This is a genomic window from Streptomyces sp. NPDC030021 (genome assembly GCF_055574035.1).
This window is the reverse complement of record NZ_JBVIAH010000011.1, coordinates 142515-166382: the sequence shown is the minus strand read 5'-3', so window position 1 is coordinate 166382 and position 23868 is coordinate 142515. Positions and strand designations below refer to the sequence as shown.

Below are 23868 nucleotides of genomic sequence, written 5' to 3'. Positions count from 1 at the left end.
CTGCCGCGATACGGTGTCCTCGTAAGCTTCTTCATGGCTTCGTTTCAGGTGAAGTCGTGAACCATTGAATATACGCTCTCTTCTCCCTCGGCAGCCAATTCGGCCGGGGGATTTTTTGCGTACGGTGGATCTCATGACCAGCGCACACGGCTCAGCCGACGGAATCGTCTACCGCCTCGCCCGTCCCGAGGACGCGGGTGCGATCGAGGCCCTGGACAGCTCCTTCACCACCGCCACGGTCTTCGAGGTGAGCGACCCCGGCTCGGGCGACGGCGCCGGCTCCGGCTTCCTGCTCCGCGAAGTGCCCGTGGACCCGCCCGTGCACAAGGCGTTCCCGCCGGAGGAGCACGACGAGCAGGTCTTCGGCGGCGGGAAGGACTCGGACGCCGACGCGCGGACCTTCGTGGCCCTCGACGGCGACCTGCTCTGCGGGTTCGCCGCCGTCGGCTACGCCCCCTGGAACCGGCGGCTGACCATCGAGGACATCGAGGTCTCGCCCGGCCACCGGGGCAGCGGCATCGGCCGCGCGCTGATGGAGTGCGCCGAGCGGTTCGCCCGCGAACGGGGCGCGGAGCACCTGTGGTTGGAGGTCAGCTCGGTCAACGCCCCCGCGGTGCACGCCTACCGGCGCATGGGATTCACCTTCTGCGGCCTCGACACCGCGCTGTACGGCGGCACGCCGGCGGCCGGCGAACACGCGCTCTACATGAGCCGCCCCTGCCGCTGACCCGGTGCACGGCCAACTCCCGGAATGCGCCGGATCATACGCCCCCGCGTGCCCTGCCGCAGCCCGATCCGTGAGGGATCGCCCGGAGGAGTGCTCCCTCATTGCCCATCACCCGGCGCTGACCTGCGGCATGTACAACGGGTAATTGTTTATTGCACATTCATCCGGCACCTACAGGGTGGATCTGGTCGGACAGGGGGTAACCGCCCGGAATGGAAATTCTTCAACAGCGCTCCACCACCGCTCAGGTGTGGGAAGCGGCCGAGGAGTTCATCCGACTCTTCCACCGGGAGAACGCGGACGCCGGTGATCCGCGCGCCCGGCTCGCCGCCGTGAGGGCCGAGCTCGCCGAGACCGGCAGTTATGTGCACACCCCCGAGGAACTGGTCCACGGGGCCCGAGTGGCCTGGCGCAACAGTAACCGCTGCATAGGCCGGCTCTACTGGAACTCGCTGCGGGTCCGCGACCGCCGCGAGCTCACCGACGCCGACGACATCGCCGCCGAATGCTTCGACCACCTGCGCGAGGCCACCAACCGGGGCAGGGTCAGGCCCACGATCACGGTCTTCGCCCCGGACACCCCGGCCCGGCCCGGCCCGCTGATCTGGAGCGAGCAGCTGGTCAGATACGCGGGCTACGGCGACCATCCGTCGATAACCGTCGGTGACGCCCGCAACGCCCCGCTCACCGAGGCCCTCCTCCAGCTCGGCTGGGCCGGCGGCCCGGGCACTCCCTTCGACCTCCTGCCGCTGGTGGTCCAGGGCGTCGACGACAAACCCCGCTGGTTCGACACCCCCGCGGACGCCGTCCTGGAGGTGCCGATAGGCCATCCCGACGGCGACGGCTGGGCGGACTGGGGGCTGCGCTGGCACGCCGTACCCGCCATCTCCAACATGTGCCTGGAGATCGGCGGCATCCACTACCCGGCCGCGCCGTTCAACGGCTGGTACATGGGCACCGAGATCGGCGCCCGCAACCTCGCGGACACCGACCGGTACAACCTGCTGCCCGCCGTCGCCCGCCGCCTGGGCCTGGACACCTCCAGCGACCGGTCCCTCTGGAAGGACCGCGCGCTCGTCGAACTGAACCGGGCCGTCCTGCACTCCTTCGACCGCGCCGGCGTCACGATCGCCGACCACCACACCGAGTCCCGGCGCTTCCTGTCCCACATGGAACGGGAGGAGCGCAAGGGGCGCGAGGTGGGTGCGGACTGGTCCTGGATCGTGCCGCCGATCTCCGGCTCCGCGACCCCCGTCTTCCACCGCACCTACGAGGACCGCAGCAGCAGTACGGCCTACGTCCACCACCCCGGCGCGCAGGAGCGGGCCCAAGGACGGGATTTGGTCTAGACCTTCTGTTACCGTCGGCTCCGGACGGATCCGAAAGCGGTGAGAGGGGTTTCCTGTGGGCGGCGCGGACAGCAAGGACCGAAGCGGCGAACACCGGGCCTACATCGGCTCCTTCACCTCGGGGGGCGGCCGCGGTGTGACCATCGCGGCCGTGGATCCGAAGACCGGGGCGCTGACCCCGCTCTCGGTTGCCACCGCCGAGGATCCGTCGTACCTCGCCCTCGCCCGGGACACCGGCGTCCTCTACGCGGTGAGCGAGACCGAGCGGGGCGAGGCGGCGGCCTTCCGGCCCACCGCCGGCGGCCTCGCCCCGCTCGGCGCACCCATGCGCGTCGGGGGCTCCGGGCCCACCCACCTCAGCGTGGCCGGGCGCAGGCTGCTCACCGCCAACTACGCCTCCGGCAGCGTCAGCAGCCTCCCGCTCGCCGCCGACGGCCGCCCGGGCGGGCCCTCCCACGTCCTGCCGCACCAGGGTTCCGGCCCCGACACCGACCGGCAGGAGGGCCCGCACGCCCATCAGGTGCTGCCCGACCCGACCGGCCGCTGGGTGCTCAGCGTGGACCTCGGCACCGACTCGGTACGGGTCTGCGCGCTCGACCCGGCCACCGGGGCGCTGCGGGTGCACACCGAGACCGCGCTGCGCGCCGGGACCGGTCCCCGCCACCTCGCCTTCCATCCGGAGGGCGCGGTGGCGTACGTCCTGCACGAGCTGGAGCCACAGGTGACCGTCTGCCGCTGGAACGGTGCGTCCGGGCGACTGGAACCGGTCGGCGAGGTTCCGGTGGCCTCCGAGGGTGCCTCAGGGGCCGTACGGGCCTACCCCTCGGCGATCGTCGCCTCACCCGACGGCAGATTCGTCTGGGCGGCCGTCCGGGGGGCCGACACGATCGTCACCCTCTCCCTCGCCGACGGCCCCGGGAAGCCGCGGCTCACCGGCGCCGTGGACTGCGGCGGCGCGTGGCCGCGCGATCTCGCCGTCGACCCCTCGGGGAACCGGCTCTACGCGGCCAACGAGCGCTCGGGGGACGTCACCTGGTTCGAGGTCGACCCGCTGACCGGGCAGCCGCACCGAGCCGGCTCGCTGGCCGTGCCCGCGGCCACCTGCGTGGTCCTCGGCTGACACGGGCGCGCGGGGCACGCGAAAGGGCCCCCGGCGGCCACGGTCTCCCGTGGCCCCGGGGGCCCTTCGCGTCGTACGGGCGGTCAGTGTGCGGCGGCGTCCTGGGTGATCCCGAGCGCCGCGGCGTACTGCGCGACGGCCAGCTTGCCGAGCGCGCCGTAGGCGCCGAGCACCTCGGCGGTGGCGCAGTCGGCCTCCTTGCAGGCGGTGTCGAGGAGCCCGTCGGCGGCCTCCGGGCCGATCAGGTACGGGGCGAGCGCGAGCAGCGTGGAGCCCTCGCGGCGCAGCTGCTCGGCGACCGCGGCCACCGAGCCCTCCTGGTCGAGCGCGGCGGCCATGACGGGCACGGCGAGCCGGGCGGCGAGCAGCATGCCCGTGATCCCGGCGGCCTGTACGGCCTCCTCGCCACCGGTGGTGGCCAGGACGATGCCGTCGGCGGCGGTGGTCACGGTGAAGAGCCGGGCGCGGTCGGCGCGGGCCAGGCCCGCCTCGGACAGCCGCACGTGCAGGCCCTCGGCGAGCAGCGGGTGCGGGCCGAGCACGTCGGCCAGCTCGGCGGCGGCCGAGGAGTCCATCAGCGCCTGGCGGATCCGGCGGAGCAGATCGCTGTCGGGGCCGGCCAGCAGCGGCACGACCACGGCGTCCGGGCCGGTCGGCGCGGGCACCTCGTGGCCGGCCGCGCGGGCGAACTCCGCGCGCGCGACACGCTCGGTCGCGACGGCGCTCAGCACGCCGGACAGGGTCGGGAACTCGGTGGCGTCGTCACCTTCGAGGAAGCCGATCCGGGCGTCGAGGCCCGGCAGCTCGGAACGGCCGATGCTGATGATCTCTTCCGCGAGCCCTCGCGAGGCGGCCGAGGGGGCACCGGGCACGGCGAGCACCAGCGCGGGCGCGCCCTCGGGCGCCACCGCGGGCTCGGGCCGGCGGTGCCGTCCGGTCTGGCGGGGTCGCGGCATTCGTACGGGCAGGCCATTTGCGGGCCCAGTGGGGGAGCTCATGGCGCCGCATGCTACTGGCTTATCGGAACAAGGTGTTCGGGCAGGGCCTTCTCGCGAGGCATCTGTCCGTATTTATCCGATGAATATCAGATACGTTCAACTGACTGACGGCAAGCGCCAGTCCACAGGCTGTGAACCCTGGCCCACCAGCAGCTCGTTCGTCCGGCTGAACGGCCGGGAGCCGAAGAACCCGTAGTCGGCCGACTTGGGGGAGGGGTGCGAGGACTCCACGACGGGCAGTTCGCCGAGCAGCGGCCGCAGGTTGCGGGCCGCCCGTCCCCAGAGGATGGAGACCAGCGGCTTGCCGCGCGCGGCCAGGGCCCGGATGGCCTGGTCGGTGACGGCCTCCCAGCCCTTGCCCTGGTGCGCGTTGGAGCGCCGGGGCGCGGTCGTGAGCGACCTGTTGAGCAGCAGGACGCCCTGCCGGGTCCACGGGGTGAGGTCGCCGTTCGCCGGGCGGCCGGTGCCGATGTCCCGGTGCATCTCCAGGAAGATGTTGTCGAGGCTCGGCGGTACCGGCCGTACGTCGGGGGCGACCGAGAAGGACAGGCCCACCGCGTGTCCCGGCGTGGGATAGGGATCCTGCCCGACGATCAGGACCTTGACCTCGTCGAAGGGCTGTTGGAAGGCGCGCAGCACGTTGGCCCCGGCCGGTACGTACGTCCTCCCCGCCGCGATCTCGGCGCGCAGGAAGTCGCCCATGGCGGCGATCTGCCCCGCCACCGGCTCCAGAGCACGGGCCCAGCCCGGCTCGACGATCTCGTTCAACGGTCGTGCTGCCACGGTGGATCACTCTACTGGCCGAACGTGGCCGCCCGGACACACAGGACGTCGGGCAGGTGCTCGGCGAGCAGTTGCCAGCTCTCGCCGTCGTCGTGGCTGGCGTACACCTCTCCGTTGCGGTTGCCGAAGTAGATGCCCGCCGGGTCCGCGTCGTCCGTGCACAGCGCGTCCCGGAGCACCGTGCCGTAGTGGTCCCCGGCCGGGAGCCCGCGCGCCAGCGGCTCCCAGGTGGCGCCCGCGTCCCGGGTGCGGAAGACCCGGCACCGGTGCTCGGCCGGGACCCGGTCGGAGTCGGCGTTGAGCGGGAAGACGTAGGCGGTGTCCGGCCGGTGCGGATGGGCCGCGACCGCGAACCCGAAGTCGGAGGGCAGGCCGCCGCCGATGTCGGTCCACCGGCCGCCCGCGTCGTCGCTGCGGTAGACGCCCCAGTGGTTCTGCAGGTACAGCCGGTCCGTGTCCACGGCGTCCTGGGCGATCTTGTGGACGCACTGGCCGAACTCCGGGTTCGGGTCCGGCAGGAACACCGCCGAGACCCCCTTGTTGGACGGCGCCCAGCTGGCCCCGCCGTCCCGGGTCCGGAACACCCCGGCGGTGGACACGGCCACGGTCACGGCGTCCGGGTCGCGCGGGTCGGTGATCACCGTGTGCAGGCCCTCACCGCCGCCGCCCGGTACCCACTTCCCGCGGCTCGGGTGCTCCCACAGCGGGCGGACCAGCTCGAAGGAGTCGCCCCGGTCGGTCGAGCGGAACAGCGCGGCCGGTTCCGTCCCCGCGTACACCACGCCGGGGGCCTCGGGGCCGGCCGGCTGCAGCTGCCAGACCCGTTCCAGGGAGGCTCCGGTGTCCTGGGGGAACTTCACGGCCGGCGCGGCGGGCTCGCGCCAGGTCGCCCCGAGGTCGTCGGAGCTGAAGACGGACGGCCCCCAGTGCGAGCTGTCCCCGCCGACCAGCAGCCGGGGCGCCGGACCCCGCCGGTCGACGGCGACCGCGTAGACGGCCTGGGCGTTGAAATGGGGCCCGTCGAACTCCCAGGGGGCATCGCCCCGGCGACGGCCGATGAAGAGTCCTTTGCGGGTTCCCACGAGCAGTACTGCGTCGGCCATGGCCGGCACCTCCGGACCTCGTCGCCCTCGGCGGGCGTTCCTTGCGGAGTATCTTTTCGGCCAGTCTGCACCCGCCCTGTGACAGTGACCCGGCGGACGGCGCAGGGCTGCTGATGAGCAGATCAATACCGATCATTTACCGCCCCGAAATGGTTGCTGCTTGCATGCGGGTGTCCGTAATGGATTGACTTCAGGTCACTGCCGCCGCACGCGAGAGGACGTATGTGGCCACCGAGCACCTGTCCCCGCTCGACCTCGCCTTCTGGCGGATCGAATCCGCCGACCACCCCATGCACCTGGGTGCCCTCGCCGTCTTCCATGCAACCGGGCCAGGCGCCGCGGAGCGCGCTGCCCGCCTGCTCACCGCCCGCTGCGCGGCCGTGCCGCGCCTGCGCCGCCGGATCCGCGACGTGCTGCTGCCGGTCGGCGCGGCCGCCTGGTCGCCGGACCCCGGCTTCGACCCGGCCCGGCACGTGTTCCTCGTCCGTACCGACGAGGCAGTCCCGCACGCCGCCGCCGGACCGCTGATGGCCCGGCCGCTGGACCGGGCGCTGCCTCCGTGGGAGGCGCACGTGCTGGCCGGACCCGATCCGGACTCCTTCGCGGTGCTCTTCAAGTTCCATCACGCCCTCGCCGACGGCCTGGGCGCGCTGGCCCTCGCGGCCACCCTGTTCGACGAGGCGACGGCCCCCCGGCCGCCCGCGCGCCCGGTCCCCGAGCAGCGGGGCGGCTCCGTCCTGCGCCGGCTCCCCGGAGCCCTGGCGGCCCGGGTCCAGGACGTCGGCCAGGCCTTGGAGATCGGCGCCGCCGTGGCCCGCGCCGGACTGCCGCTCGGGGTGCCGGCGGCCCTCACCGCGGGCTCCACCGGCTCGGGCGCCCGTGCGGTGGCGTGCCTCGCGCTCGACCTGGACGAGGTCAACCTCGTCCGCAAGGGCGCCGGCGGCACCGTCAACGACGTGCTGATCGCTCTGGTCGCGGGCGCGCTGCGGCGCTGGCTGGCGGAGCGGGGCGATCCCGAGCCCTGGGGCGCGGGCCCGCGCGCGCTGATCCCGGTGTCCCGCCGCCGCGGGCCCGGAGGCTCGGGGGGCGCCGGGAACCGGCTCTCCGGTTATCTGCTCCGGCTGCCGCTCGCCGAATCCGATCCGCTGCGCCGCCTGGACAGCGTGCGCGCCGCCATGGACCGCAACAAGGACGCCGGGCCCGCCCGCGGCGCCGGGGCCGTCGCCCTGCTCGCCGACCACGTCCATCCGCTCGGCCACCGGCTCGGCGGCCCGCTCGTGGCTCAGGCCGCCCGGCTGCTCTTCGACATCCTGGTCACCAGCGTGCCGCTGCCGGGCTTCACCTTCACCCTGGGCGGCAGCCCGGTCCGCGAGGTGTACCCGCTCGCCCCGCTGGCCCGGGGGCAGTCACTGGCCGTCGCCGTCTCCACGTACAAGGGGACGGTCCACTACGGACTGGTCGCCGACGCGGAGGCCGTCCCGGATCTGGCGGCCCTGGCGGGGGCGCTGCGCGCGGAACTCGACGAGCTTGTACGAGAGGTCTCGTAGTACGAGGAAATTCGTAGTACGGTATCTCTCGTACTTGATCGATCCCCGGCATGCCCGGTCGTATCTGGAGAGCCTGATGAGTGCTGCACCCGCCGCCTTCGCCGCCCTGTTCGCGCCCTACACGCTCCGCTCCGTCACCATCCCGAACCGGGTGTGGATGGCCCCGATGTGCCAGTACAGCGCCGAGGCGTTCGGCCCGAACGCGGGCGTGGCCGGCGACTGGCACTTCGCGCACTACACCGCCCGCGCCACCGGCGGTACGGGGCTGATCGTCCAGGAGGCCACCGCGGTCTCCCCGGAAGGCCGGATCTCCCCCTACGACCTCGGCATCTGGAACGACACCCAGGTCGAGGCACTGCGCCGGATCACCTCCTTCGTCAAGGCCCGGGGCGCCGTCCCCGGCATCCAGATCGCACATGCCGGCCGCAAGGCCTCCACCGACCGCACCTGGAAGGGCGGACGGCCGGTCGGGCCCGAGGCGCACGGCTGGCAGCCGCTCGCCCCGAGCGCGCTGCCGTTCTCCGAGGACCACCCGGTGCCGCACGAGCTGACGGTCGAGGAGATCCGGGAGATCACCGGCCAGTTCGCGGCCGCCGCCGAGCGCTCACTGGCCGCGGGCTACGAGGTCGTCGAGATCCACGGCGCCCACGGCTACCTCATCGGCGAGTTCCTCTCCCCGTTCAGCAACCGGCGCACCGACGAGTACGGCGGCTCCTTCGAGAACCGCACCCGATTCGCCCTCGAAGTCGTGGACGCCGTACGGGCGGTGTGGCCCGAGGAACTCCCGCTGTTCTTCCGGATCTCCGCCACCGACTGGCTGGAGGACGAGGGCTGGACCGCCGACGAAACGGTCCGGCTGGCGGATCTGCTGCTGGAGCACGGGGTGGACCTGCTCGACGTCTCCACCGGGGGCCTCGCGCCGCATGCGCAGATCCCCGTCGGCCCGGGCTTCCAGGTCCCCTTCGCGGCCCGGGTCAAGGCCGGGACCGCCCTTCCCGTGGCCGCCGTCGGCCTGATCACCGAACCGGAGCAGGCCGAGAAGATCCTCGCCAACGGGGAGGCCGACGCCGTCCTGCTGGGCCGGGAACTGCTCCGCGACCCGTACTGGGCCCGCCGCGCCGCCAAGGAGCTGGGCGGGGAGATCCGTACGCCCGAGCAGTACCACCGCTCCTGGTGACCCGGGTACGGCTCCGGCGGCGCCCGCCCCGGAGCCGTACCGCCGGTTTCCCGGACCGGCCCGCCTTCTTCGACGTCTCTCGTACGATGGGGCCCACGCGGCATCCGGAACGGACCGACCGAGTGAGTGGAGCAGGGACATGACGGAACGGGACACCTCCCGCACCCTCGCCCACCCCGAGGCGGGCGAGATCCGCCTGGAGGGCGTGCTGCACGCGCTCTCCGACCCGGTCCGGCTGTCCATCGTCCTGGACCTGGCCGCCTCGGCCGAGGACCTGTCCTGCTCGTACTTCGACCTGCCGGTCACCAAGTCCACGACCACCCACCACTTCCGCGTCCTGCGCGAGAGCGGCGTCGTACGCCAGGCCTACCGCGGCACCACCAAGCTCAACGCCCTGCGCCGGGAGGAACTGGAGGCGCTCTTCCCCGGCCTCCTCGGCAGCGTCCTCGCGGCGGCCGCGGCCGAGGCGGCCCGGCTCGCGTCCTGAGCCGCGGCGCGTGCGACGGCGCGGCTCAGTAGTGGCCCGGCATTTCGCCTGCCCGCTGTGCTCGCGTGTGGCGGGTTATGCGACCTCACCGGCGGTCACGGGCGTGGCTGTATTCTCGGCGGTCACCGTCACGCCTTCGGCGATGTTCTCCTCCGTCAGTACCAGTGGGCCGAACACCGGGTTGGCGGGCAGGTCGTAGCCGGGCGGGGCCTGGGTCTCCTGCCAGTAGTAGACGCCGGTCGGCAGGGTGCGGATGCACGTGCCGTCGGCCCCGGTGGTGCAGGGGGTGCCGATCCCGGTGTCCGGGTCGCTGCCGGTGGTCTGGAGTCCCGGGATGCCGTTGGTCTCCTCCCAGAGCAGGAAGCTCGCGCCGGCCAGGGGGTTGCCGGTCAGCCCGTCCTCCTTGATCACCGTGACGTCACCGAGGGGCACACCCGGGCCCTCGCAGTGGTCCGGGCACCGGGCGGCACCGCCGGCAGCGTGGCTCGCGATGCCCGGCTGGTTCCGGACGGCCGCTCCCGCCCCGGCCGCCGCCGAGGCGTACGAGGGCGTCGCAACCAGCAGCGCCGTCGTCGCCACCCCGAGGATCCAGGGCCGCAACCCGTCCCATGACCGGCGGAATCCGTTCGGTGTCATGCCACTCCATCCGCATACTGCTCCGGGCCTTCGCTCCGGCGACATGATCGGCCCGCGTGCGCGGGGCCGGGACGGCGACACTCCCGCCCGAGGGTGTTCCGGCCGGAGGACCACCCGGAAGCACGTCCGCGGGAGCCGGCCTGATCGGCAAGCCCCCCTACGCCCGGCCCGAGCCCGCCGCGTCCAGCAGGCCCTGCCAGTCCGGGATCTTCACCGAGCGGCGGCCCAGGGAGCGCCCGAGCTCGGCCTCGGCCGCCTCGATGGCCAGCCAGCCCGGCCACCGTACGGGGCGCAGACCCGCCGCCCGCAGAGCGTCCAGCGGGTCCCCGGGGAGGTCGCGCCGGGCCAGTGCCCCCGCGTCCTGGAGCAGGGAGGACACGGTCTCCTTGGCGCAGGGCCGATTGGTGCCGATCACCCCGGTCGGGCCGCGCTTGATCCAGCCCGCCACGTACTCGCCGACCGAGGCCCGGCCCGCGCGCAGCACCCGGCCCGCCGCGTGCGGGACCGTACCCTTCGCGGGGTCGAAGGGCAGCCCGGCGAGCGGAACGCCCTTGTACCCGACCGAGCGCAGCACCAACTGCGCCTCGATGTCCTCGTGCACGCCCGTCCCGCTCACCCCGCCCCGGCCGTCCGGGGCGGTGCGCTCGAAGCGCATCCCGGTGACCCGGCCGTCCGGACCGCCCAGGATCTCCACCGGCCGCAGGTAGAACCGCAGCGCGATCCGGCGCGGCCCCGCCTCCGGGCGGGCCCCGGACCAGCCGCGCAGCACCTCCAGGTTCCGCCGGGCCACCGCCGGCAGGGCGGCGGCCGCCTCAGGGTCGGCGTACACGGGGTCCAGGGCCAGTTCGGCCGGGTCGGCCCAGGTGTCCACGCCGGGCAGGGTGCCCAGTTCACGCAGCTCCTTGGTGGTGAACCTGCCTTGCGAGGGACCGCGCCGGGCGACCATCGCCACCTCGCGCACCCCGCTCTCCGCGAGCGCGCCGAGCGCCGGCTGCGGCATGTCCGTCGGCGTCAGTTCGGCCGTGCCCCGGGCCAGGATCCGCGTCACGTCCACCGCGACGTTGCCCGCCCCGACCACCACCGCCGCATCCACGCCGGGCAGGTCGAAGGCCTCGGCGGCGGCGTCCGGGTGCCCGCTGTACCAGGACACGAAGGCCGTGGCGGAATGCACCCCGGTCAGCTCCTCACCGGGGATCCCGAGCATCCGGTCGCGGGCCGCGCCCACGCAGTACACCACCGCGTGGTACAGCTCCAGCAGCCGGTCCGTGGGCAGCGCCTCCCCGCCGACCTCCACGTTGCCGAGGAAACGGATCCGCTCGTCCTCCAGCACGGTGCGCAGGCTGCCCTGGAGCGACTTGATCTTCTCGTGGTCCGGGGCGACCCCGTAGCGGACTAGGCCGTAGGGGGCGGGGAGCCGGTCCAGCACGTCCACCCGTACCCCGGGCACCTCGCGCTGCTGCACCAGCGTCTGGGCCGCGTAGACCCCGCTGGGGCCCGATCCGACAACGGCGACTCGAAGCACGGCGGAGCTCCTCCCGCAGGTGGTCCCAGCATGACACCGGCCCCCCGCGGCGTCAGCCCATCGTGCGCATCCGGTGGATCTCGGCGCTCTGCGTGGCCACCACCTCGGTGGCCATCTCCTCCACCGCCACGTTGTTCCCGCCCGCCAGTGCCTCGCCGGCCATCGTCACGGCGCCCTCGTGGTGGGCGGTCATCAGCTTCAGGAAGAGCCGGTCGAAGTCGGCTCCCCTGGCCGCGGTCAGATCCGCCAGCTGCCGCTCGGTCGCCATGCCCGGCATCGCGCCGTGGTCGTGGCCCTGCCCGTGCCCGCCGGAGCCCGCCGCCGGGGCCGGATGGAGGGCCAACCACTTCTCCATCGCGCCGATTTCGGGCTTCTGGGCCGCCGTGATCCGCTCCGCCAGCCGTTTGACCCCGTCCGCCGCGGCCCGCTCCGGGGCCAGCGCGCTCATCGTCAGGGCCTGCCGGTGGTGTTCGATCATGCGCGACACGTAGGCGTGGTCGGCGGCGTTCGGGCTGTCGTCCGGTTTCGCCTTCGCGGCCTCTTCGGGCGTGAGGTGACGGGCCTTCTCGCCCGGCCTGCCCGGTGCGACGACCGCGGCCCGTCCGTCGTCGGCCCGGTCCGGCCCCTGTTCGCCCTGGCAGCCGGAGAGCGTCAGCAGGAGGCCGGCGGCCGCCGCCACCAGGGCGGCGAACCGGACGGGCGGCGCCGGTAAGTCCCGGGGGCGGCCCCTGAGGTCTTTTGCCATGTCCATGAAGGGAAGATACTGCCGGGGTCCTGGTTCCGCTCCCTCGCGGGCGGAGCCGATCGGGCTCTCAAGGGAGGGCACAGTGACCTCGCTACACACCAGGCGGGTACGGAACAGGAGGGTGGGGGTGGCCGTCGCCGCGGCCGGGCTCCTCACCACGCTCCTGGCGGCCGGACCGGCGGCCGCCACCCCCGACCCGGGCGACTTATCGCCCGGCAGTGCGCATCAGCACGGCACGAGCCTCACCGAGGGCCGGGGGCTCGCCCCGGGCGACATCCCCGGCCAGGACGAGATCGTGCACAGCGCCAACGTCAAGCACCTGGCCAACATCCCCAGCAGCGACCCCGCGGGGATCAACACCGACCTGGCCTTCCAGGGCAGGTACGCCTATGCGGGCAGCTACAGCGGCTTCACCATCTACGACATCGCGAACCCGAAGGCACCGAAGACGGTCACCCAGGTGCTCTGCCCCGGCGGCCAGAACGACATCTCCGTCCACGGTGACCTGCTCTTCCTCTCCACCGACTCCTCGCGCAGCGACGACTCCTGCAACAGCGTCTCGCAGCCCGCCACGGAGAAGTCCTCGTGGGAGGGCATCAAGATCTTCGACATCAAGGACAAGAAGAACCCCAAGTACATCAAGTCCGTCGAGACCGCCTGCGGTTCACACACCCACACCCTGGTGCCGGGCGACCGCGACCTCTACCTCTACGTCGCCTCGTACTCCCCGAACGAGGCCTTCCCCGACTGCAAGCCGCCGCACGACGGCATCTCGGTCGTGAAGGTCCCGAAGAAGGCGCCGACGAAGGCCGCGGTCGTCGCCTTCCCGGTCCTCTTCCCCGACGGCGGCAACCCGGGCGCGCCCACCAACCCCGGCGTCTCCAAGACCACCGGCTGCCACGACATCACCGTGCTGCCGTCGAAGGACCTGGCCGCCGGCGCCTGCATGGGTGACGGCATCCTCTTCGACATCAGCCGGCCCGAGCAGCCGCGGGTCATCGACCGGGTCCAGGACAACGTGAACTTCGCGTTCTGGCACTCGGCCACCTTCAACGAGCGCGCGAACAAGGTGGTGTTCACCGACGAACTCGGCGGTGGCGGCGGCGCCACCTGCAACGAGGCGACCGGCCCCGACCGCGGCGCCGACGGGATCTACGACATCACCGGCCGTGGGGACCAGCGCAAACTCACCTTCCGCGGCTACTTCAAGATCCCGCGCCACCAGGCCGACACCGAGAACTGCGTGGCCCACAACGGCTCGCTGGTCCCGGTCGGCGGCGGCCGCGACATCATGGTGCAGGCCTGGTACCAGGGCGGCGTCTCCGTATGGGAGTTCACCGACTCCGCCCGGCCCAGGGAGATCGCCTACTTCGAGCGCGGACCGCTGACGACGGACCAGCTCGGACTCGGCGGGTCCTGGTCGGCGTACTACTACAACGGGCACATCTACTCGAACGACATCGTCAAGGGCCTCGACGTGCTGCGGCTCGACGACCGGCGCACCGAGAGCGCCGGGTGGGTGCGGATGGACCGGCTCAACGTGCAGACCCAGCCCGAGTACCACTGACCTCAGGGGTGCGAGGGGAGCGAGGGTTGCGAAGGGGGTGAGGGAAACGTTCCGCCGGGCGGGCCGCCGTCCGGCGGAACGCCGAGCTCCCAGTCCAGCCCGTAGCGCTGGAACAGCTCCGCCCGCAGCCGCTGTGCCGGCATCGGGGCGCCGGGCAGCAGGATCGCCACGACCGCGCCCATCAGCAGGGCCCGCAGCAGCGGATAGTCCGTGTCCGGGTCCGCCGAGCCGTACCGGACGACGGTGTCCCGCAGCAGCTCCGCCAGCCGTTGCTGCTCGGGGCACTGCACGAAGCCCTCGGCCGTGAGGATGCCCGCCATGTGCGTGCGCATCAGCAGGGGTTCGTCCCGGGCGAGCCCCAGGACCGCGTCGACGGCACGCGCGAGCCGCTCGTGCCCGCACTCGCTGCGGGGCTCCCGCTCCAGCGCGGCGTACAGGGTGAGGTGCATCAGCCGGTGCACCGCGGACTGCAGCAACTGCCGTTTGCCCGGGAAGTAGTACGAGACGAGGCCGCGTGCCGCGCCCGCCCGGTCGGCGATGTCGCCGAGCGTCGTGGCCTCGTAGCCGTGCTCGGCCACGAGTTCGACCGTGGACTGCAGCAGCCGCTCCCGGGAACGTCTGCGCAATTCTTCATTGACCGATGCGCTGCGCGGGGACATGCTTACTCCTGCGTTGACTGGCTCCTGGCCAATATACTCAGCGCACGGGGTCGCCTGCTCTGGGTGACACGGGGGATCATCCAGGGCAGGCACGCCGTACCCTCACTGTTCCACCGGGTCGCAGCCGCGTCCGCGCACGGGCACGGACGTCGCGAGAGCCACCAGGGCCACTCCCAGGAGCCAGCCCGCCAGCACGTCCGACGGCCAGTGCACTCCGAAGTACACGCGGGTGAAGCCGACTCCGAGCACCGAGACCACGGCCACCGTCCAGGCGGCCACCACCCAGGCGACCGGAACCCGGACGGCCGACACCCGGACGGCCGGCACCCGGACGGTCGGCACCCGGCCCCGGGCCGGGCCGGGGAGCAGCCACAGGAGCAGGCCGCACACCACCGTCGCCGTCAGGGCGTGGCCGGACGGGTAGGCCGCGTACTGCGCCGAGTCCACAGGATCCGGCCACACCGGACGCTCCCGCCCCACCAGCACCTTCAGCCCCTGCTGCAGTGCCGAGGCCGCCAGCGTCACCAGGGCCACCCGCAGTGCCCGCCCCCGGTCGCCCCTCCACCACAGCAGCGCGCAGGCGACCGCCGCCAGCGCCCGCATGGTCCAGGGGTCCCACACCCGGTCGCTGAGCACCTGCATGAGGTGCGTGACCCCGGGGTGGGTGACGGCGTGGGCGTGGAGGTCCCGGGCGACCCGTTCGTCGTAGGCGAGCAGCGGCCGCCACTGCGCGACCACCAGCGCCGTCAGGACCGCCGCCAGTAGGGCGCAGCCGACGCCCGTCCACCGCAAGTGATCGTTCCGCATGTGGAGATCCTTGCACCGCCGCCCGCCGGGAGGCGTGGGGCGGCGCCGGGCAGCGCCGGGGCGTACCTACTGGGCGAGCGCGCTCAGCCCCGGTACGAAGGCCACCAGCAGCGGGATCGCCGGGACCAGCGTGGCCAGCGCCGTCAGCCGCAGCCGGCGGCCCGGGGAGAGCCGCGGCGCCGCCGACAGCAGCCGGCGCACCCGCTGCGGAACGTGCGCGTGCTCGGGCGAGGAGGCCCCGAACACCCCCCGGTCCTCGTTGAGTCCGACCAGCGCCAGCGCGATCGTCAGCCGTCCGAACCGCCGGGAGGCCACGTCGTCGGCGGCCATCTCCACCAGCCGGTGCATCTCCGCCTCGAACGCCGCGAAGACCGGAACCTGCGGGAAGCCCCGCGCCAGCGCCCGCGAACAGTGCAGCAGCCAGTCGTGCCGGGCCGCCGCGTGCCCCTGCTCGTGCGCCAGCACCGCGTCCAGCTGGCTGCCCTTCAGCCGGCCCAGCGCCGCCGTCGTGACCACCAGCTGCGGGGCCGCTCCCGGCAGCCACCAGGCGTCCGGCCGGGGACCCTCCAGGACGACGAGCCGCGCGCCCGCCGGGTCCTCCCCGGGCAGCAGCGGGGCCCGTACCAGCAGTTCGCTGCCCTGGGCACGCCGCCGGGCCCGTGCCCGCAGCACCTCACCGGTCAGCATCGCCCCGGTCCACAGCCCGCCGCCCGCCAGCGCGAGCGCGGTGACGGCGGCCCAGGGCCCGCCGGCCGCGCCCAGGGCGTAGGCGTCGACCACCCCGTGCGGGGCGGAGGCGAACAGCCGGCCCCGGAACTCCTGCCAGGCGGCCGCCGCGCTCAGCAGCATCGACAGTCCGAAGCACAGGAGCACGGCGCCGACCACGCACTGCCACACCCACAGGGCGACGACCGGCTCACGCTCGGGCCATCGGGCCCGGGCCAGCAGACGGGGGGCGAGCACCGCGGTCAGGGCGCCGAGCAACAGGAGAACGGCGGGGACCATCATGGCCGCCAGCCTATGAGCGAGGGACTACCTGCGGTACGTCCGCGGGCCATTGGTGACGCAGGACACGTCCGCCGGCGCCGTCACATCGTGAGCAGCATGGCCAACATCCCCATTCCCATGGCGAGTCGGCAGGCGCGGACGAGTTCGGCGGGCCCGCCCCGGCCGGCGGCCGGCCGCGGGGACAGGGCGTCGCCCGCGGTGATCAGCCGGGTCCCGCCGAGCATCACGTACCCGGCGTAGTAGAGGAGCAGCGCACCCGTCAGCAGGGGCGGCCCGGCCGCCTGGGCGTGCTCCGGCCCGGGCCCGGCCAGCAGGGTCATGTAGACCATCGTCAGCGAGCCGACCAGGTGGTGCGTGTGGTGCGGGCCGCCCCGCAGCAGCCACAGGGCGTGCAGGGCCGCGCCGCAGAAGACCACACCCAGCACGGGCGCCCGCCACCCGTCGCCGCGCCCGCCGAGGGGCACGGCCATCAGGGCCATCCCGAATCCCATCACCGCCTCCCCGGCGGCGCCGCCGTCCGAACCCCGCGCCCGGCGCAGGCAGTACGCGCCGCTCACCGCACACAACAGCACCAGCAGCCAGGAGGAGACGGAGGTGGTGAGGGACGTGGCGGAACCGTGCACGGCGGAACCTCCCGGTTCGTCGGCGTCACGGGGAGAGATGCCCCTCTCACACCACCCTCACGCGGCTCCGGGATACGCTCTCCCTGCCTTCCAGGCATGTCATATGCCGCCGCACTGAACGGAGCGCCCGATGTCGACCGCCCAGCCCGCCGCCCTGAGTTTCCGAAGCGCCGTCGAGACGGACGTGCCGGAGCTGGTGGAACTCGTCGAGTCCGCCTACCGCGGGGACGCGAGCCGGGCCGGCTGGACCACCGAGGCCGACTACCTGGACGGGCAGCGCACCGACCCGGACGGGGTCCGTGCCGTCATCGCCGCCCCGGACGGGGTCCTGCTCGTCGTCGAGCGCGCGGGCGAGCTCGTGGCCTGCTGCCAGCTCGAACACCGGGACGACCACGTCTACTTCGGGATGTTCGCCGTCCGCCCCGGCCTCCAGGGCGCGGGCCTCGGCAAGGAGATCCTGGCCGAGGCCGAGCGCCGCGCCCGCGAGACGTGGGGCGCCAAGGAGATGCGGATGACGGTGGTGCACGTACGGGAGGAGCTCATCGCGTACTACGTGCGCCGCGGCTACCGGCGCACCGGCGAGCTGAGCCCCTTCCCCTACGGTGACGAGCGCTTCGGCGTCCCGCTCCGCGACGACCTGGCCTTCGAGCTGCTGGTCAAGTCGCTCTGAGCCGGAGCCGCGTCCGGAGCCGCGTCCGGAGCCGCGTCCGGAGCCGGGCCGCCGTCGTCAGGCGGTGAAGCGTCCGGTGCTGCGGATCTCCGGGAAGTCCGTGGCGGCTCCGTCCAGTCCGAGCGCCCGCGCGAGCCGCAACAGGTCCAGGGTGTCCACCGCCCGGCCCGTCACGCGCAGCCCCGCCGCGTGCGCCGCGTCCACCGACTCCAGGCTGAGCCGGTGGATGTCCACGGCGACCGTCGCGGCGCCCACGGCCAGCGCCCGGTCCACGACGGACCCGGCTCCGCCGCCGGGGGAGGCCGCGTACAGGACGGTCCGTACGCCCGGCACCAGCCGGGCCGTCTCGGCGAGCACCGCATCCTGGGTGGAGGCCACCTCCACCCGGGAGGTCAGGTCGTGGCGCAGGATCAGCTCCGCGAGCACCGCGGCGGTGGCCAGGTCGGCGACGAAGGCCTGGAGCGGCACCCGGACCGCGTCCAGGACCTCCTCCAGGACCGGCACGTGCTCGCCCTGACCGGCGTCCAGCTCGCGCAGCTCGGCCAGGGTCAGATCGGCGACGGCCCCCGAGCCGTCGGTGGTCCGGTCCACCTCGGGGTCGTGCACGGCGACGAGGGCTCCGTCCTTGCTCAGGCGCAGATCCAGAGCGATGACGTCCATGCCGCAACGTTCCGCTCGGAGGTACGACCGCAGGGTGTTCTCCGGTTCGACACCCATGACCCCGCGGTGACCGATGGTGAGGAAAGTCAAGGTTCTCTCGCTTCCGTCGACGGCGGCTCCCCGCGCGGCTTCGGTGTCCCGACCGGCCGCGCGCGATGAGGTCGCATGCTAGTGCGCCGCGGGTGCGAAGGGACCGGGCGTGCACGGCCCCGGAGGAGCGCCCCGGCCGCTTCCCGCCAGGGTTGTGCGCCCCACCGGGACTCGTGCCGTGCCTGTCGTGTCACCCGGGCGTGGGCGCGTCCCCGCCGGCTTGACGGCCCGGGTCCGCCAAGACAGCCCCCTAAGTCCCGGCCAGCCCGTCCAGGTCGGTGAGCAGGGCCTCGGCAAGCTCCAGCTCGGCCAGGTGCTGCCGCTCGCTCCAGCGCAGCGCGAGGGTCGGGAAGGTCCATTCCGGTACGCCGCTCGCGTGCTCCATGGCCTCCCGTACGGCGGCCAGCTCGCCCCGGGTGCGCTCCAGGTGCTCGCCGACCATCGCGCGCAGCCGTTCCGGCTCGGCCAGGTGGCCGAGCCAGATCCGCAGCAGCAGCCCGTGCTTGAGCACGGGGGGACCGGCCTCGCCGGTGTCGGCGGCCCAGCCCGCCAGCGCCTCGCGCCCCGCGTCGGTGATGGCGTAGCGCCGCTTGGCCCGCGCCTCCTCGGGTCCCGAGCGCACCGAGGCCGCGTAGCCCAGTTCCTCCAGACGGCGCAGCTCCGCGTAGATCTGGCTGATGGCCGGTGACCAGTAGAAGAAGCGCAGGGAGGAGTCCGCCCACTTCTTCAGCTCGTAGCCGGTCCGCTCGCCGGGGAAGGAGAGCAGGCCCAGAACGGCCCATGCGGTCGGCGGCAGCTCTTGCTTCTTCGACTCCTGACTACTAGTCATATTTCGAATTGAAGTGAGACCGGGTACGCGACGCAACCCTGGAGGCACAGTGAAATTCTCCGTGATCTTCGAAGCTCAGCTTGCCGACCCGACGGTGGAACGGGAGCACCGGCTCATCCGTGACTGCGTCGAGCAGGCCGTGCTCGCCGAACGCATGGGATTCGACCGGATCTGGGCGGTCGAGCACCACTCGCTCAAGTGGTACGCCCACATGAGTGCCCCCGAGATCTTCCTGACCTGGGTCGCGGCCAGGACGAACACCATACGCATCGGTCACGGCGTCGTGTGCATGCCCTTCAACTTCAACCACCCGGTGCGGGTCGCGGAGCGGGCCGCCATGCTCGACCTGCTCTCGGGCGGGCGCCTGGACCTCGGGGCCGGGCGCGGGGGCACCGAGCAGGAGACCTCGCTGTGCGGGGTGGACCGGGACCGCACCACGGCCGAGGTCGAGGAGGCCCTGCGGATCATCGGCAGGGCATGGCAGGAGGAGGAGCTGGAGTACCACGGCGAGCTGATCGACATCGACCCGCACCCGATCCTGCCGAGGCCGCGGCCGACCCCGCACCCGCCGCTGTTCCTGGCGTGCAGCCGGGGCGAGACCCTGGCCCAGGCCGCGGAGCTGGGGATCGGGGCGCTGGTGATGGGCTTCGCCGGCCCCGAGTCCATCGCGCGGATGCGGTCCGTCTACGACGCCGCGGTCGCCGGGCGCGACGGGAGCCGGTTCGTGTCCACGGTGGTCAACGACCACTTCTCCGTGCTCTGCCCGACCATCGTGCTCGACGACCGGGAGGAGGCGCGCCGGATCGGCACCCGCGGGCAGCGGTTCTTCGCCCAGTCCATCGGCCACTGGTACGGCGGGGCCGGCGTTCCGGAGGAGGCCGTGGTGGCGGGCGCCGACGAGGCCGCGGAGATGCGCAGGGCAGCCGAGCAGGTGGTGGCCCGGCTGCACGAGCTGGACATCCCGGTCCGGCCGACCTCGACGGCCACCTTCAATGCCGACCACGCCTACGGGACCGCCGACGACGCCATCGCGTACGTCGAGCGGCTCAGGGAGGCGGGCGCCGACGAGATCATGTGCCTGATCCAGATGGGCACGGTGGGGCAGGAGGCCTGCCTGGAGACCCTGAGACAATGGGGCGAAAAGGTCATTCCGCACTTCCGAGGCGTGTGAGAGGCGTGTGATGTGCACCTCTGTCGCCCGTCGGGCTCCGCCCTCCCCGGCCCGGCCGGTTACCCGGCCATTGGCCGAGAAGCCTTGGCGCAATTGGGCGGAGTGGTCGGTTCCGCGCTGACGAACGGGAAGACTTCCGGTGAAATGGGGGGTGACGCAGGATAATTTCCTGACTTCCCTCTTGAGGGGGAGAGCCTGGCGCGCATACTCTGCCCATACGTGAGGTTCTCCTGTGGAGGAAGTGACATGACGGAAACTCTTGTGCCCGGTACCGGCGGCGCCGTGATAACCGCTGGAGCGCGGGTGGTCGACCACCCCGCGTGGCCCGAGCTCAAGGCCGCCGTGGAGGAGATCCGGCCCTGGCAGGCCAAGGACGGCTCCATCGACTTCGAGGCAGAGGGCGCGCACGGCCGTGCCACCGTCCTGGCCGCGGTGGAACGCGTGATCACGGCGGTCGAGACGCTGTCGCCGCTGCTCCCGCACGGGGCCGCGTACCACCAGGCCCTCGTCGCCGACCTGCGCAAGTGGGCCGCCGACGACTTCAAGGTGCCGGACTTCCTCGACTCCCTGCTGGCCTTCCACCCGGCCGCCGAGCGCGCCGACGGGCTCCAGCACCTCGTCGTCTTCCCCATGTACACCCAGAACGGCAACCTGGACCGCAACCTGGAAGCCGTCGTGCTCAAGATGGTGTGGCCCGAGTGGCTCGCCGAGCTGGAGCGCACCCGGTACGACAACCCGCTCTTCCTCGGCATCACCTTCGAGGACTTCACCCCGGGCTACGACACCCACTCCGCCGTGCTCTTCCCGGAGACCATCGCCGTGCGAGAGGCCCCCGAGCGCTTCACCTGGGGCGGCATCTTCTGCGACCGCGAGGCCGCCCGCTACCGCAAGGTGACCGAGGCCGCCGTCGACATCCTGGGCATCGACCTGCCCGAGGACATCGCCCGCATGGTCGAGGACCAGGAGCGCTGCGAGAAGGCCTTCGTCCTGTGGGACATGGTCCACGACCGCACCCACAGCCACGGCGACCTGCCGTTCGACCCCTTCATGATCAAGCAGCGCCAGCCGTTCTGGATGTACGGACTGGAGGAGCTGCGCTGCGACCTCACCGCCTTCAAGGAGGCCGTGAAGCTGGAGTCCGAGGGCAACGAGCACGGTCGTGACGTGCAGTACGCCGTCCTCTTCGACCGGATGTTCCGCTTCCCGGTCTCCGGCGACCGCAACCGCAACTACGACGGCCTCGGTGGCCAGCTGCTCTTCGCCTACCTCCACAAGCACGACGTCGTGCGCTGGACGGACAACAAGCTGAAGATCGACTGGATGCGCGCCCCGCAGGTCACCAACCAGCTGTGCGCCGAGATCGAGGACCTGTACCGGGCCGGCATCGACCGCCCGAAGCTCGTGCACTGGTTCAAGGCGTACGAGCTGGTTTCCACCTACCTCGCTCCGCACCCGGGTTCCAAGTGGGCCAAGGGCGCCGACGCCCTGGACCTGACGCAGCCGCCGCGCAAGCTCGTGGACGACGTGCTTCCGGACGAGTTTCCGCTCAGCATGTTCTTTGAGGCGCTCGCCAAGAAGCTCAAAGGGACGATCGCCGCAACCAAGGGCATCACGGCCCTGAACGCAGAGCAGGCCGAGCGAGTCGCCGCGTGAGCACTCGCCCACAGGAGGCTGCACAGATGAACGGCTCCGGGAACGGCAACGGAAAGCTGCACGGAGCGGTGGTGGCGGTGGCCGGGGCCGGCGGGCCCGCCGGCCGCGCCACCCTGCTCCGCCTCGCCGAGGCGGGTGCGGTGGTCATCGCGTCCGACGCCGATGCGGGGCGCCTCGCGGAGGCCGTGGACGCGGCGCGCTACGCCCACGGTGGCGCCACCATCACCGGTGACACCGTGGACCTGCTCGACCTGGACGCCACCAAGGCCTGGGCCGAGCAGACCGAGAAGGAGTTCGGCCGGATCGACGGCCTGGTCCACCTCGTCGGCGGCTGGCGCGGCAGCAAGACCTTCACCGATACGGACCTGGCGGACTGGACCTTCCTGGAGAAGCTCCTCATCCGCACGGTCCAGCACACCTCGCTGGCCTTCCACGACGGGCTGCTGCGCAGCGACCGCGGGCGCTACGTGCTGATCAGCCAGTCCGGGGCGCACAAGCCGGTCGCCAACAACGCCGCGTACAACGCGGGCAAGGCGGCGGCCGAGGCCTGGACCCTGGCCATGGCGGACTCCTTCCGCAAGGCGGGGGGTGACGAGGGCCCCGGTGCGGCAGCTGCGATCCTGGTCATCAAGGCACTGGTGCACGAGGCGATGCGCGCCGAGCGTCCCAATGCGAAGTTCGCGGGCTTCACCGACGTGACGGAGCTGGCCGAGGCCATCGCCGGCGTCTGGGAGCGGCCCGCCATCGATGTGAACGGACAGCGTCTGTGGCTCACTCCGCAACCGTGAGAACCGAGGCAGGGAAGACCGACGCCCGGCGCCACCACGACCCGGCGGTGCGCGGGTTCGCGAGCGACAACTACGCGGGCGTGCATCCGGAGGTCCTGGCCGCCGTCGCGCTCGCCAACGGGGGCCACCAGGTCGCCTACGGCGAGGACGACTACACCGAACACCTGCAGAAGGTCATACGCAGCCACTTCGGGCCGTACGCGGAAGCCTTCCCGGTCTTCAACGGCACCGGTGCGAACGTCACCGCCCTCCAGGCGATGACGGACCGCTGGGGTGCCGTGATCTGCGCCAAGAGCGCCCACATCAACGTGGACGAGGGCGGCGCGCCGGAGCGGATGGCGGGCCTCAAGCTGCTCGCCGTACCGACCCCGGACGGCAAGCTCACCCCCGAGCTGATCGACCAGGAGGCCTGGGGCTTCGAGGACGAGCACCGGGCGATGCCGCAGGTCGTGTCGATCACCCAGAACACCGAGCTGGGCACGGTCTACACCCCGGACGAGATCCGGGCGATCTGCGAGCACGCCCACGGGCTCGGCATGAAGGTCCACCTCGACGGTGCCCGGATAGCCAACGCCGCGGCCTCCCTCGACATGCCGATGCGCGCCTTCACGAACGCGGTGGGCGTGGACGTGCTGTCGTACGGCGGCACGAAGAACGGCATGATGTTCGGCGAGGCCGTGGTGGTGCTCAACCCGGACGCGGTCCGGCAGATGAAGCACATCCGCAAGATGTCGATGCAGCTCGCGTCCAAGATGCGCTTCGTGTCGGTGCAGCTGGAGGCCTTGCTCGCCAAGGACCTGTGGCTGCGCAACGCGCGGCACGCCAACGCGATGGCGCAGCGGCTCGCCGCCGGCGTGCGCGAGACGGACGGCGTGGAGATCCTCTATCCCGTGCAGGCGAACGCGGTGTTCGCGCGGCTGCCCCACGAGGTCTCGCGGCGGCTGCAGAAGCGTTACCGCTTCTACTTCTGGGACGAGGCCGCGGGTGACGTCCGCTGGATGTGCGGTTTCGACACCCAGGAAGAGGATGTGGACGGCTTCCTCCAAGCGCTGAAGGAAGAGCTGGCGCGCTAGCAGGCACCTCACGAAGTCTGCATAACTATTCCCTCGACCGTAAATCTATTGATCTACGGTCGGGGGTTTGCCTATG

Annotated in this window: 24 protein-coding genes; 12 read left to right on the top strand and 12 right to left on the bottom strand. The window is 72.5% G+C overall.

Features of this window, described 5'->3' with window-relative positions; all coding sequences use genetic code 11:
- The first annotated feature begins 133 nt into the window (after window positions 1-133).
- From ACZ4YL_RS22780 to ACZ4YL_RS22770, 3 genes are all read left to right on the top strand, one after another.
- Window positions 134-727, top strand: a complete 594-nt coding sequence (locus ACZ4YL_RS22780; RefSeq protein ID WP_468118838.1) for a GNAT family N-acetyltransferase — start codon at window positions 134-136, stop codon at window positions 725-727.
- Window positions 728-939: 212 nt separating this feature from the next.
- Window positions 940-2076, top strand: coding sequence for a nitric oxide synthase oxygenase (locus ACZ4YL_RS22775; protein WP_468118836.1), 1137 nt, complete (start codon window positions 940-942; stop codon window positions 2074-2076).
- Between the two features lie 55 nt (window positions 2077-2131).
- Entirely contained in the window at window positions 2132-3196 is a 1065-nt protein-coding gene (locus ACZ4YL_RS22770) for a lactonase family protein (RefSeq protein WP_468118834.1), read from the top strand.
- 83 nt (window positions 3197-3279) lie between these two features.
- Here ACZ4YL_RS22770 and ACZ4YL_RS22765 read toward each other — a convergent pair whose 3' ends face one another.
- From ACZ4YL_RS22765 to ACZ4YL_RS22755, 3 genes are all read right to left on the bottom strand, one after another.
- Window positions 3280-4194 carry a sirohydrochlorin chelatase gene (locus ACZ4YL_RS22765; RefSeq protein WP_468118833.1) on the bottom strand — a complete coding sequence of 305 codons (915 nt, stop codon included), beginning with the start codon at window positions 4192-4194 and terminating at the stop codon, window positions 3280-3282.
- Between the two features lie 96 nt (window positions 4195-4290).
- Complete coding sequence (locus ACZ4YL_RS22760; protein WP_030012774.1) at window positions 4291-4977, bottom strand: uracil-DNA glycosylase; 687 nt, start codon at window positions 4975-4977, stop codon at window positions 4291-4293.
- An 11-nt stretch (window positions 4978-4988) separates the two neighbouring features.
- Window positions 4989-6080 (bottom strand): WD40/YVTN/BNR-like repeat-containing protein, encoded by a 1092-nt coding sequence (locus ACZ4YL_RS22755; protein WP_468118831.1) that lies wholly within the window; start codon window positions 6078-6080, stop codon window positions 4989-4991.
- 224 nt (window positions 6081-6304) lie between these two features.
- Here ACZ4YL_RS22755 and ACZ4YL_RS22750 point away from each other — a divergent pair, with 224 nt between their 5' ends.
- From ACZ4YL_RS22750 to ACZ4YL_RS22740, 3 genes are all read left to right on the top strand, one after another.
- On the top strand, window positions 6305-7627 hold the full coding sequence (locus ACZ4YL_RS22750; RefSeq protein WP_468118829.1) for a wax ester/triacylglycerol synthase family O-acyltransferase: 1323 nt from the start codon (window positions 6305-6307) through the stop codon (window positions 7625-7627).
- Between the two features lie 76 nt (window positions 7628-7703).
- Window positions 7704-8804: an NADH:flavin oxidoreductase/NADH oxidase gene (locus tag ACZ4YL_RS22745; RefSeq protein ID WP_468118827.1), complete on the top strand. Its 1101-nt coding sequence runs from the start codon at window positions 7704-7706 to the stop codon at window positions 8802-8804.
- Window positions 8805-8943: 139 nt separating this feature from the next.
- Entirely contained in the window at window positions 8944-9291 is a 348-nt protein-coding gene (locus tag ACZ4YL_RS22740) for an ArsR/SmtB family transcription factor (RefSeq protein WP_468118825.1), read from the top strand.
- 75 nt (window positions 9292-9366) lie between these two features.
- Here the strand turns inward: ACZ4YL_RS22740 and ACZ4YL_RS22735 are convergent, their stop codons facing one another.
- The 3 genes from ACZ4YL_RS22735 to ACZ4YL_RS22725 form a co-directional block, all read right to left on the bottom strand.
- The gene (locus ACZ4YL_RS22735) at window positions 9367-9927 is read right to left on the bottom strand and encodes a prealbumin-like fold domain-containing protein (protein WP_468118823.1); all 561 of its coding nucleotides are present in this window, start codon (window positions 9925-9927) and stop codon (window positions 9367-9369) included.
- 157 nt (window positions 9928-10084) lie between these two features.
- A complete protein-coding gene (locus ACZ4YL_RS22730) occupies window positions 10085-11449 on the bottom strand; it encodes an FAD-dependent oxidoreductase (RefSeq protein ID WP_468118821.1) in 1365 nt (454 codons plus the stop codon).
- A gap of 52 nt (window positions 11450-11501) precedes the next feature.
- Entirely contained in the window at window positions 11502-12200 is a 699-nt protein-coding gene (locus tag ACZ4YL_RS22725; protein WP_468118819.1) for a DUF305 domain-containing protein, read from the bottom strand.
- A gap of 76 nt (window positions 12201-12276) precedes the next feature.
- Between ACZ4YL_RS22725 and ACZ4YL_RS22720 the strand changes: the two genes are divergently transcribed.
- On the top strand, window positions 12277-13761 hold the full coding sequence (locus ACZ4YL_RS22720) for an LVIVD repeat-containing protein (RefSeq protein WP_468118817.1): 1485 nt from the start codon (window positions 12277-12279) through the stop codon (window positions 13759-13761).
- A gap of 2 nt (window positions 13762-13763) precedes the next feature.
- Here the strand turns inward: ACZ4YL_RS22720 and ACZ4YL_RS22715 are convergent, their stop codons facing one another.
- The 4 genes from ACZ4YL_RS22715 to ACZ4YL_RS22700 all read right to left on the bottom strand — a co-directional run bounded on the left by ACZ4YL_RS22715 (window position 13764) and on the right by ACZ4YL_RS22700 (window position 16858).
- A complete protein-coding gene (locus tag ACZ4YL_RS22715) occupies window positions 13764-14420 on the bottom strand; it encodes a TetR/AcrR family transcriptional regulator (RefSeq protein WP_468118815.1) in 657 nt (218 codons plus the stop codon).
- Between the two features lie 102 nt (window positions 14421-14522).
- Window positions 14523-15227 (bottom strand): phosphatase PAP2 family protein, encoded by a 705-nt coding sequence (locus tag ACZ4YL_RS22710; RefSeq protein ID WP_468118814.1) that lies wholly within the window; start codon window positions 15225-15227, stop codon window positions 14523-14525.
- Between the two features lie 66 nt (window positions 15228-15293).
- A complete protein-coding gene (locus tag ACZ4YL_RS22705; protein ID WP_468118812.1) occupies window positions 15294-16235 on the bottom strand; it encodes a M56 family metallopeptidase in 942 nt (313 codons plus the stop codon).
- 80 nt (window positions 16236-16315) lie between these two features.
- A complete protein-coding gene (locus tag ACZ4YL_RS22700) occupies window positions 16316-16858 on the bottom strand; it encodes a DUF5134 domain-containing protein (protein WP_468118810.1) in 543 nt (180 codons plus the stop codon).
- Between the two features lie 130 nt (window positions 16859-16988).
- On the opposite strand from ACZ4YL_RS22700, the gene ACZ4YL_RS22695 reads away from it, so the two are divergent.
- Window positions 16989-17528, top strand: coding sequence for a GNAT family N-acetyltransferase (locus ACZ4YL_RS22695; protein ID WP_468118809.1), 540 nt, complete (start codon window positions 16989-16991; stop codon window positions 17526-17528).
- A 57-nt stretch (window positions 17529-17585) separates the two neighbouring features.
- Here the strand turns inward: ACZ4YL_RS22695 and ACZ4YL_RS22690 are convergent, their stop codons facing one another.
- A complete protein-coding gene (locus ACZ4YL_RS22690; RefSeq protein WP_468118808.1) occupies window positions 17586-18278 on the bottom strand; it encodes a glycerophosphodiester phosphodiesterase in 693 nt (230 codons plus the stop codon).
- A 250-nt stretch (window positions 18279-18528) separates the two neighbouring features.
- Window positions 18529-19107: a PadR family transcriptional regulator gene (locus ACZ4YL_RS22685; RefSeq protein ID WP_468118807.1), complete on the bottom strand. Its 579-nt coding sequence runs from the start codon at window positions 19105-19107 to the stop codon at window positions 18529-18531.
- A 49-nt stretch (window positions 19108-19156) separates the two neighbouring features.
- Here ACZ4YL_RS22685 and ACZ4YL_RS22680 point away from each other — a divergent pair, with 49 nt between their 5' ends.
- The 4 genes from ACZ4YL_RS22680 to ACZ4YL_RS22665 all read left to right on the top strand — a co-directional run bounded on the left by ACZ4YL_RS22680 (window position 19157) and on the right by ACZ4YL_RS22665 (window position 23792).
- Window positions 19157-20278, top strand: coding sequence for an LLM class flavin-dependent oxidoreductase (locus ACZ4YL_RS22680; protein WP_468118806.1), 1122 nt, complete (start codon window positions 19157-19159; stop codon window positions 20276-20278).
- Window positions 20279-20524: 246 nt separating this feature from the next.
- Window positions 20525-21931 carry a DUF6421 family protein gene (locus ACZ4YL_RS22675; RefSeq protein WP_468118804.1) on the top strand — a complete coding sequence of 469 codons (1407 nt, stop codon included), beginning with the start codon at window positions 20525-20527 and terminating at the stop codon, window positions 21929-21931.
- A 26-nt stretch (window positions 21932-21957) separates the two neighbouring features.
- Window positions 21958-22719: an SDR family NAD(P)-dependent oxidoreductase gene (locus ACZ4YL_RS22670; RefSeq protein WP_468118802.1), complete on the top strand. Its 762-nt coding sequence runs from the start codon at window positions 21958-21960 to the stop codon at window positions 22717-22719.
- Window positions 22698-23792, top strand: coding sequence for a threonine aldolase family protein (locus ACZ4YL_RS22665; RefSeq protein ID WP_468118800.1), 1095 nt, complete (start codon window positions 22698-22700; stop codon window positions 23790-23792). The genes ACZ4YL_RS22670 and ACZ4YL_RS22665 overlap by 22 nt, the downstream gene beginning before the upstream one ends.
- The last annotated feature ends 76 nt before the right edge of the window (window positions 23793-23868 follow it).

What these genes read in the sequence shown, in the direction of transcription:
- ACZ4YL_RS22765 (WP_468118833.1), bottom strand. Translation starts at nt 4,194, where the DNA reads ATGAGCTCCCCCACTGGGCCCGCAAATGGCCTGCCCGTACGAATGCCG.
- ACZ4YL_RS22755 (WP_468118831.1), bottom strand. Translation starts at nt 6,080, where the DNA reads ATGGCCGACGCAGTACTGCTCGTGGGAACCCGCAAAGGACTCTTCATC.
- ACZ4YL_RS22775 (WP_468118836.1), top strand. Translation starts at nt 940, where the DNA reads ATGGAAATTCTTCAACAGCGCTCCACCACCGCTCAGGTGTGGGAAGCG.
- ACZ4YL_RS22740 (WP_468118825.1), top strand. Translation starts at nt 8,944, where the DNA reads ATGACGGAACGGGACACCTCCCGCACCCTCGCCCACCCCGAGGCGGGC.
- ACZ4YL_RS22725 (WP_468118819.1), bottom strand. Translation starts at nt 12,200, where the DNA reads ATGGACATGGCAAAAGACCTCAGGGGCCGCCCCCGGGACTTACCGGCG.
- ACZ4YL_RS22780 (WP_468118838.1), top strand. Translation starts at nt 134, where the DNA reads ATGACCAGCGCACACGGCTCAGCCGACGGAATCGTCTACCGCCTCGCC.
- ACZ4YL_RS22745 (WP_468118827.1), top strand. Translation starts at nt 7,704, where the DNA reads ATGAGTGCTGCACCCGCCGCCTTCGCCGCCCTGTTCGCGCCCTACACG.
- ACZ4YL_RS22675 (WP_468118804.1), top strand. Translation starts at nt 20,525, where the DNA reads ATGACGGAAACTCTTGTGCCCGGTACCGGCGGCGCCGTGATAACCGCT.
- ACZ4YL_RS22695 (WP_468118809.1), top strand. Translation starts at nt 16,989, where the DNA reads ATGTCGACCGCCCAGCCCGCCGCCCTGAGTTTCCGAAGCGCCGTCGAG.
- ACZ4YL_RS22670 (WP_468118802.1), top strand. Translation starts at nt 21,958, where the DNA reads ATGAACGGCTCCGGGAACGGCAACGGAAAGCTGCACGGAGCGGTGGTG.
- ACZ4YL_RS22715 (WP_468118815.1), bottom strand. Translation starts at nt 14,420, where the DNA reads ATGTCCCCGCGCAGCGCATCGGTCAATGAAGAATTGCGCAGACGTTCC.
- ACZ4YL_RS22705 (WP_468118812.1), bottom strand. Translation starts at nt 16,235, where the DNA reads ATGATGGTCCCCGCCGTTCTCCTGTTGCTCGGCGCCCTGACCGCGGTG.
- ACZ4YL_RS22710 (WP_468118814.1), bottom strand. Translation starts at nt 15,227, where the DNA reads ATGCGGAACGATCACTTGCGGTGGACGGGCGTCGGCTGCGCCCTACTG.
- ACZ4YL_RS22735 (WP_468118823.1), bottom strand. Translation starts at nt 9,927, where the DNA reads ATGACACCGAACGGATTCCGCCGGTCATGGGACGGGTTGCGGCCCTGG.
- ACZ4YL_RS22685 (WP_468118807.1), bottom strand. Translation starts at nt 19,107, where the DNA reads ATGACTAGTAGTCAGGAGTCGAAGAAGCAAGAGCTGCCGCCGACCGCA.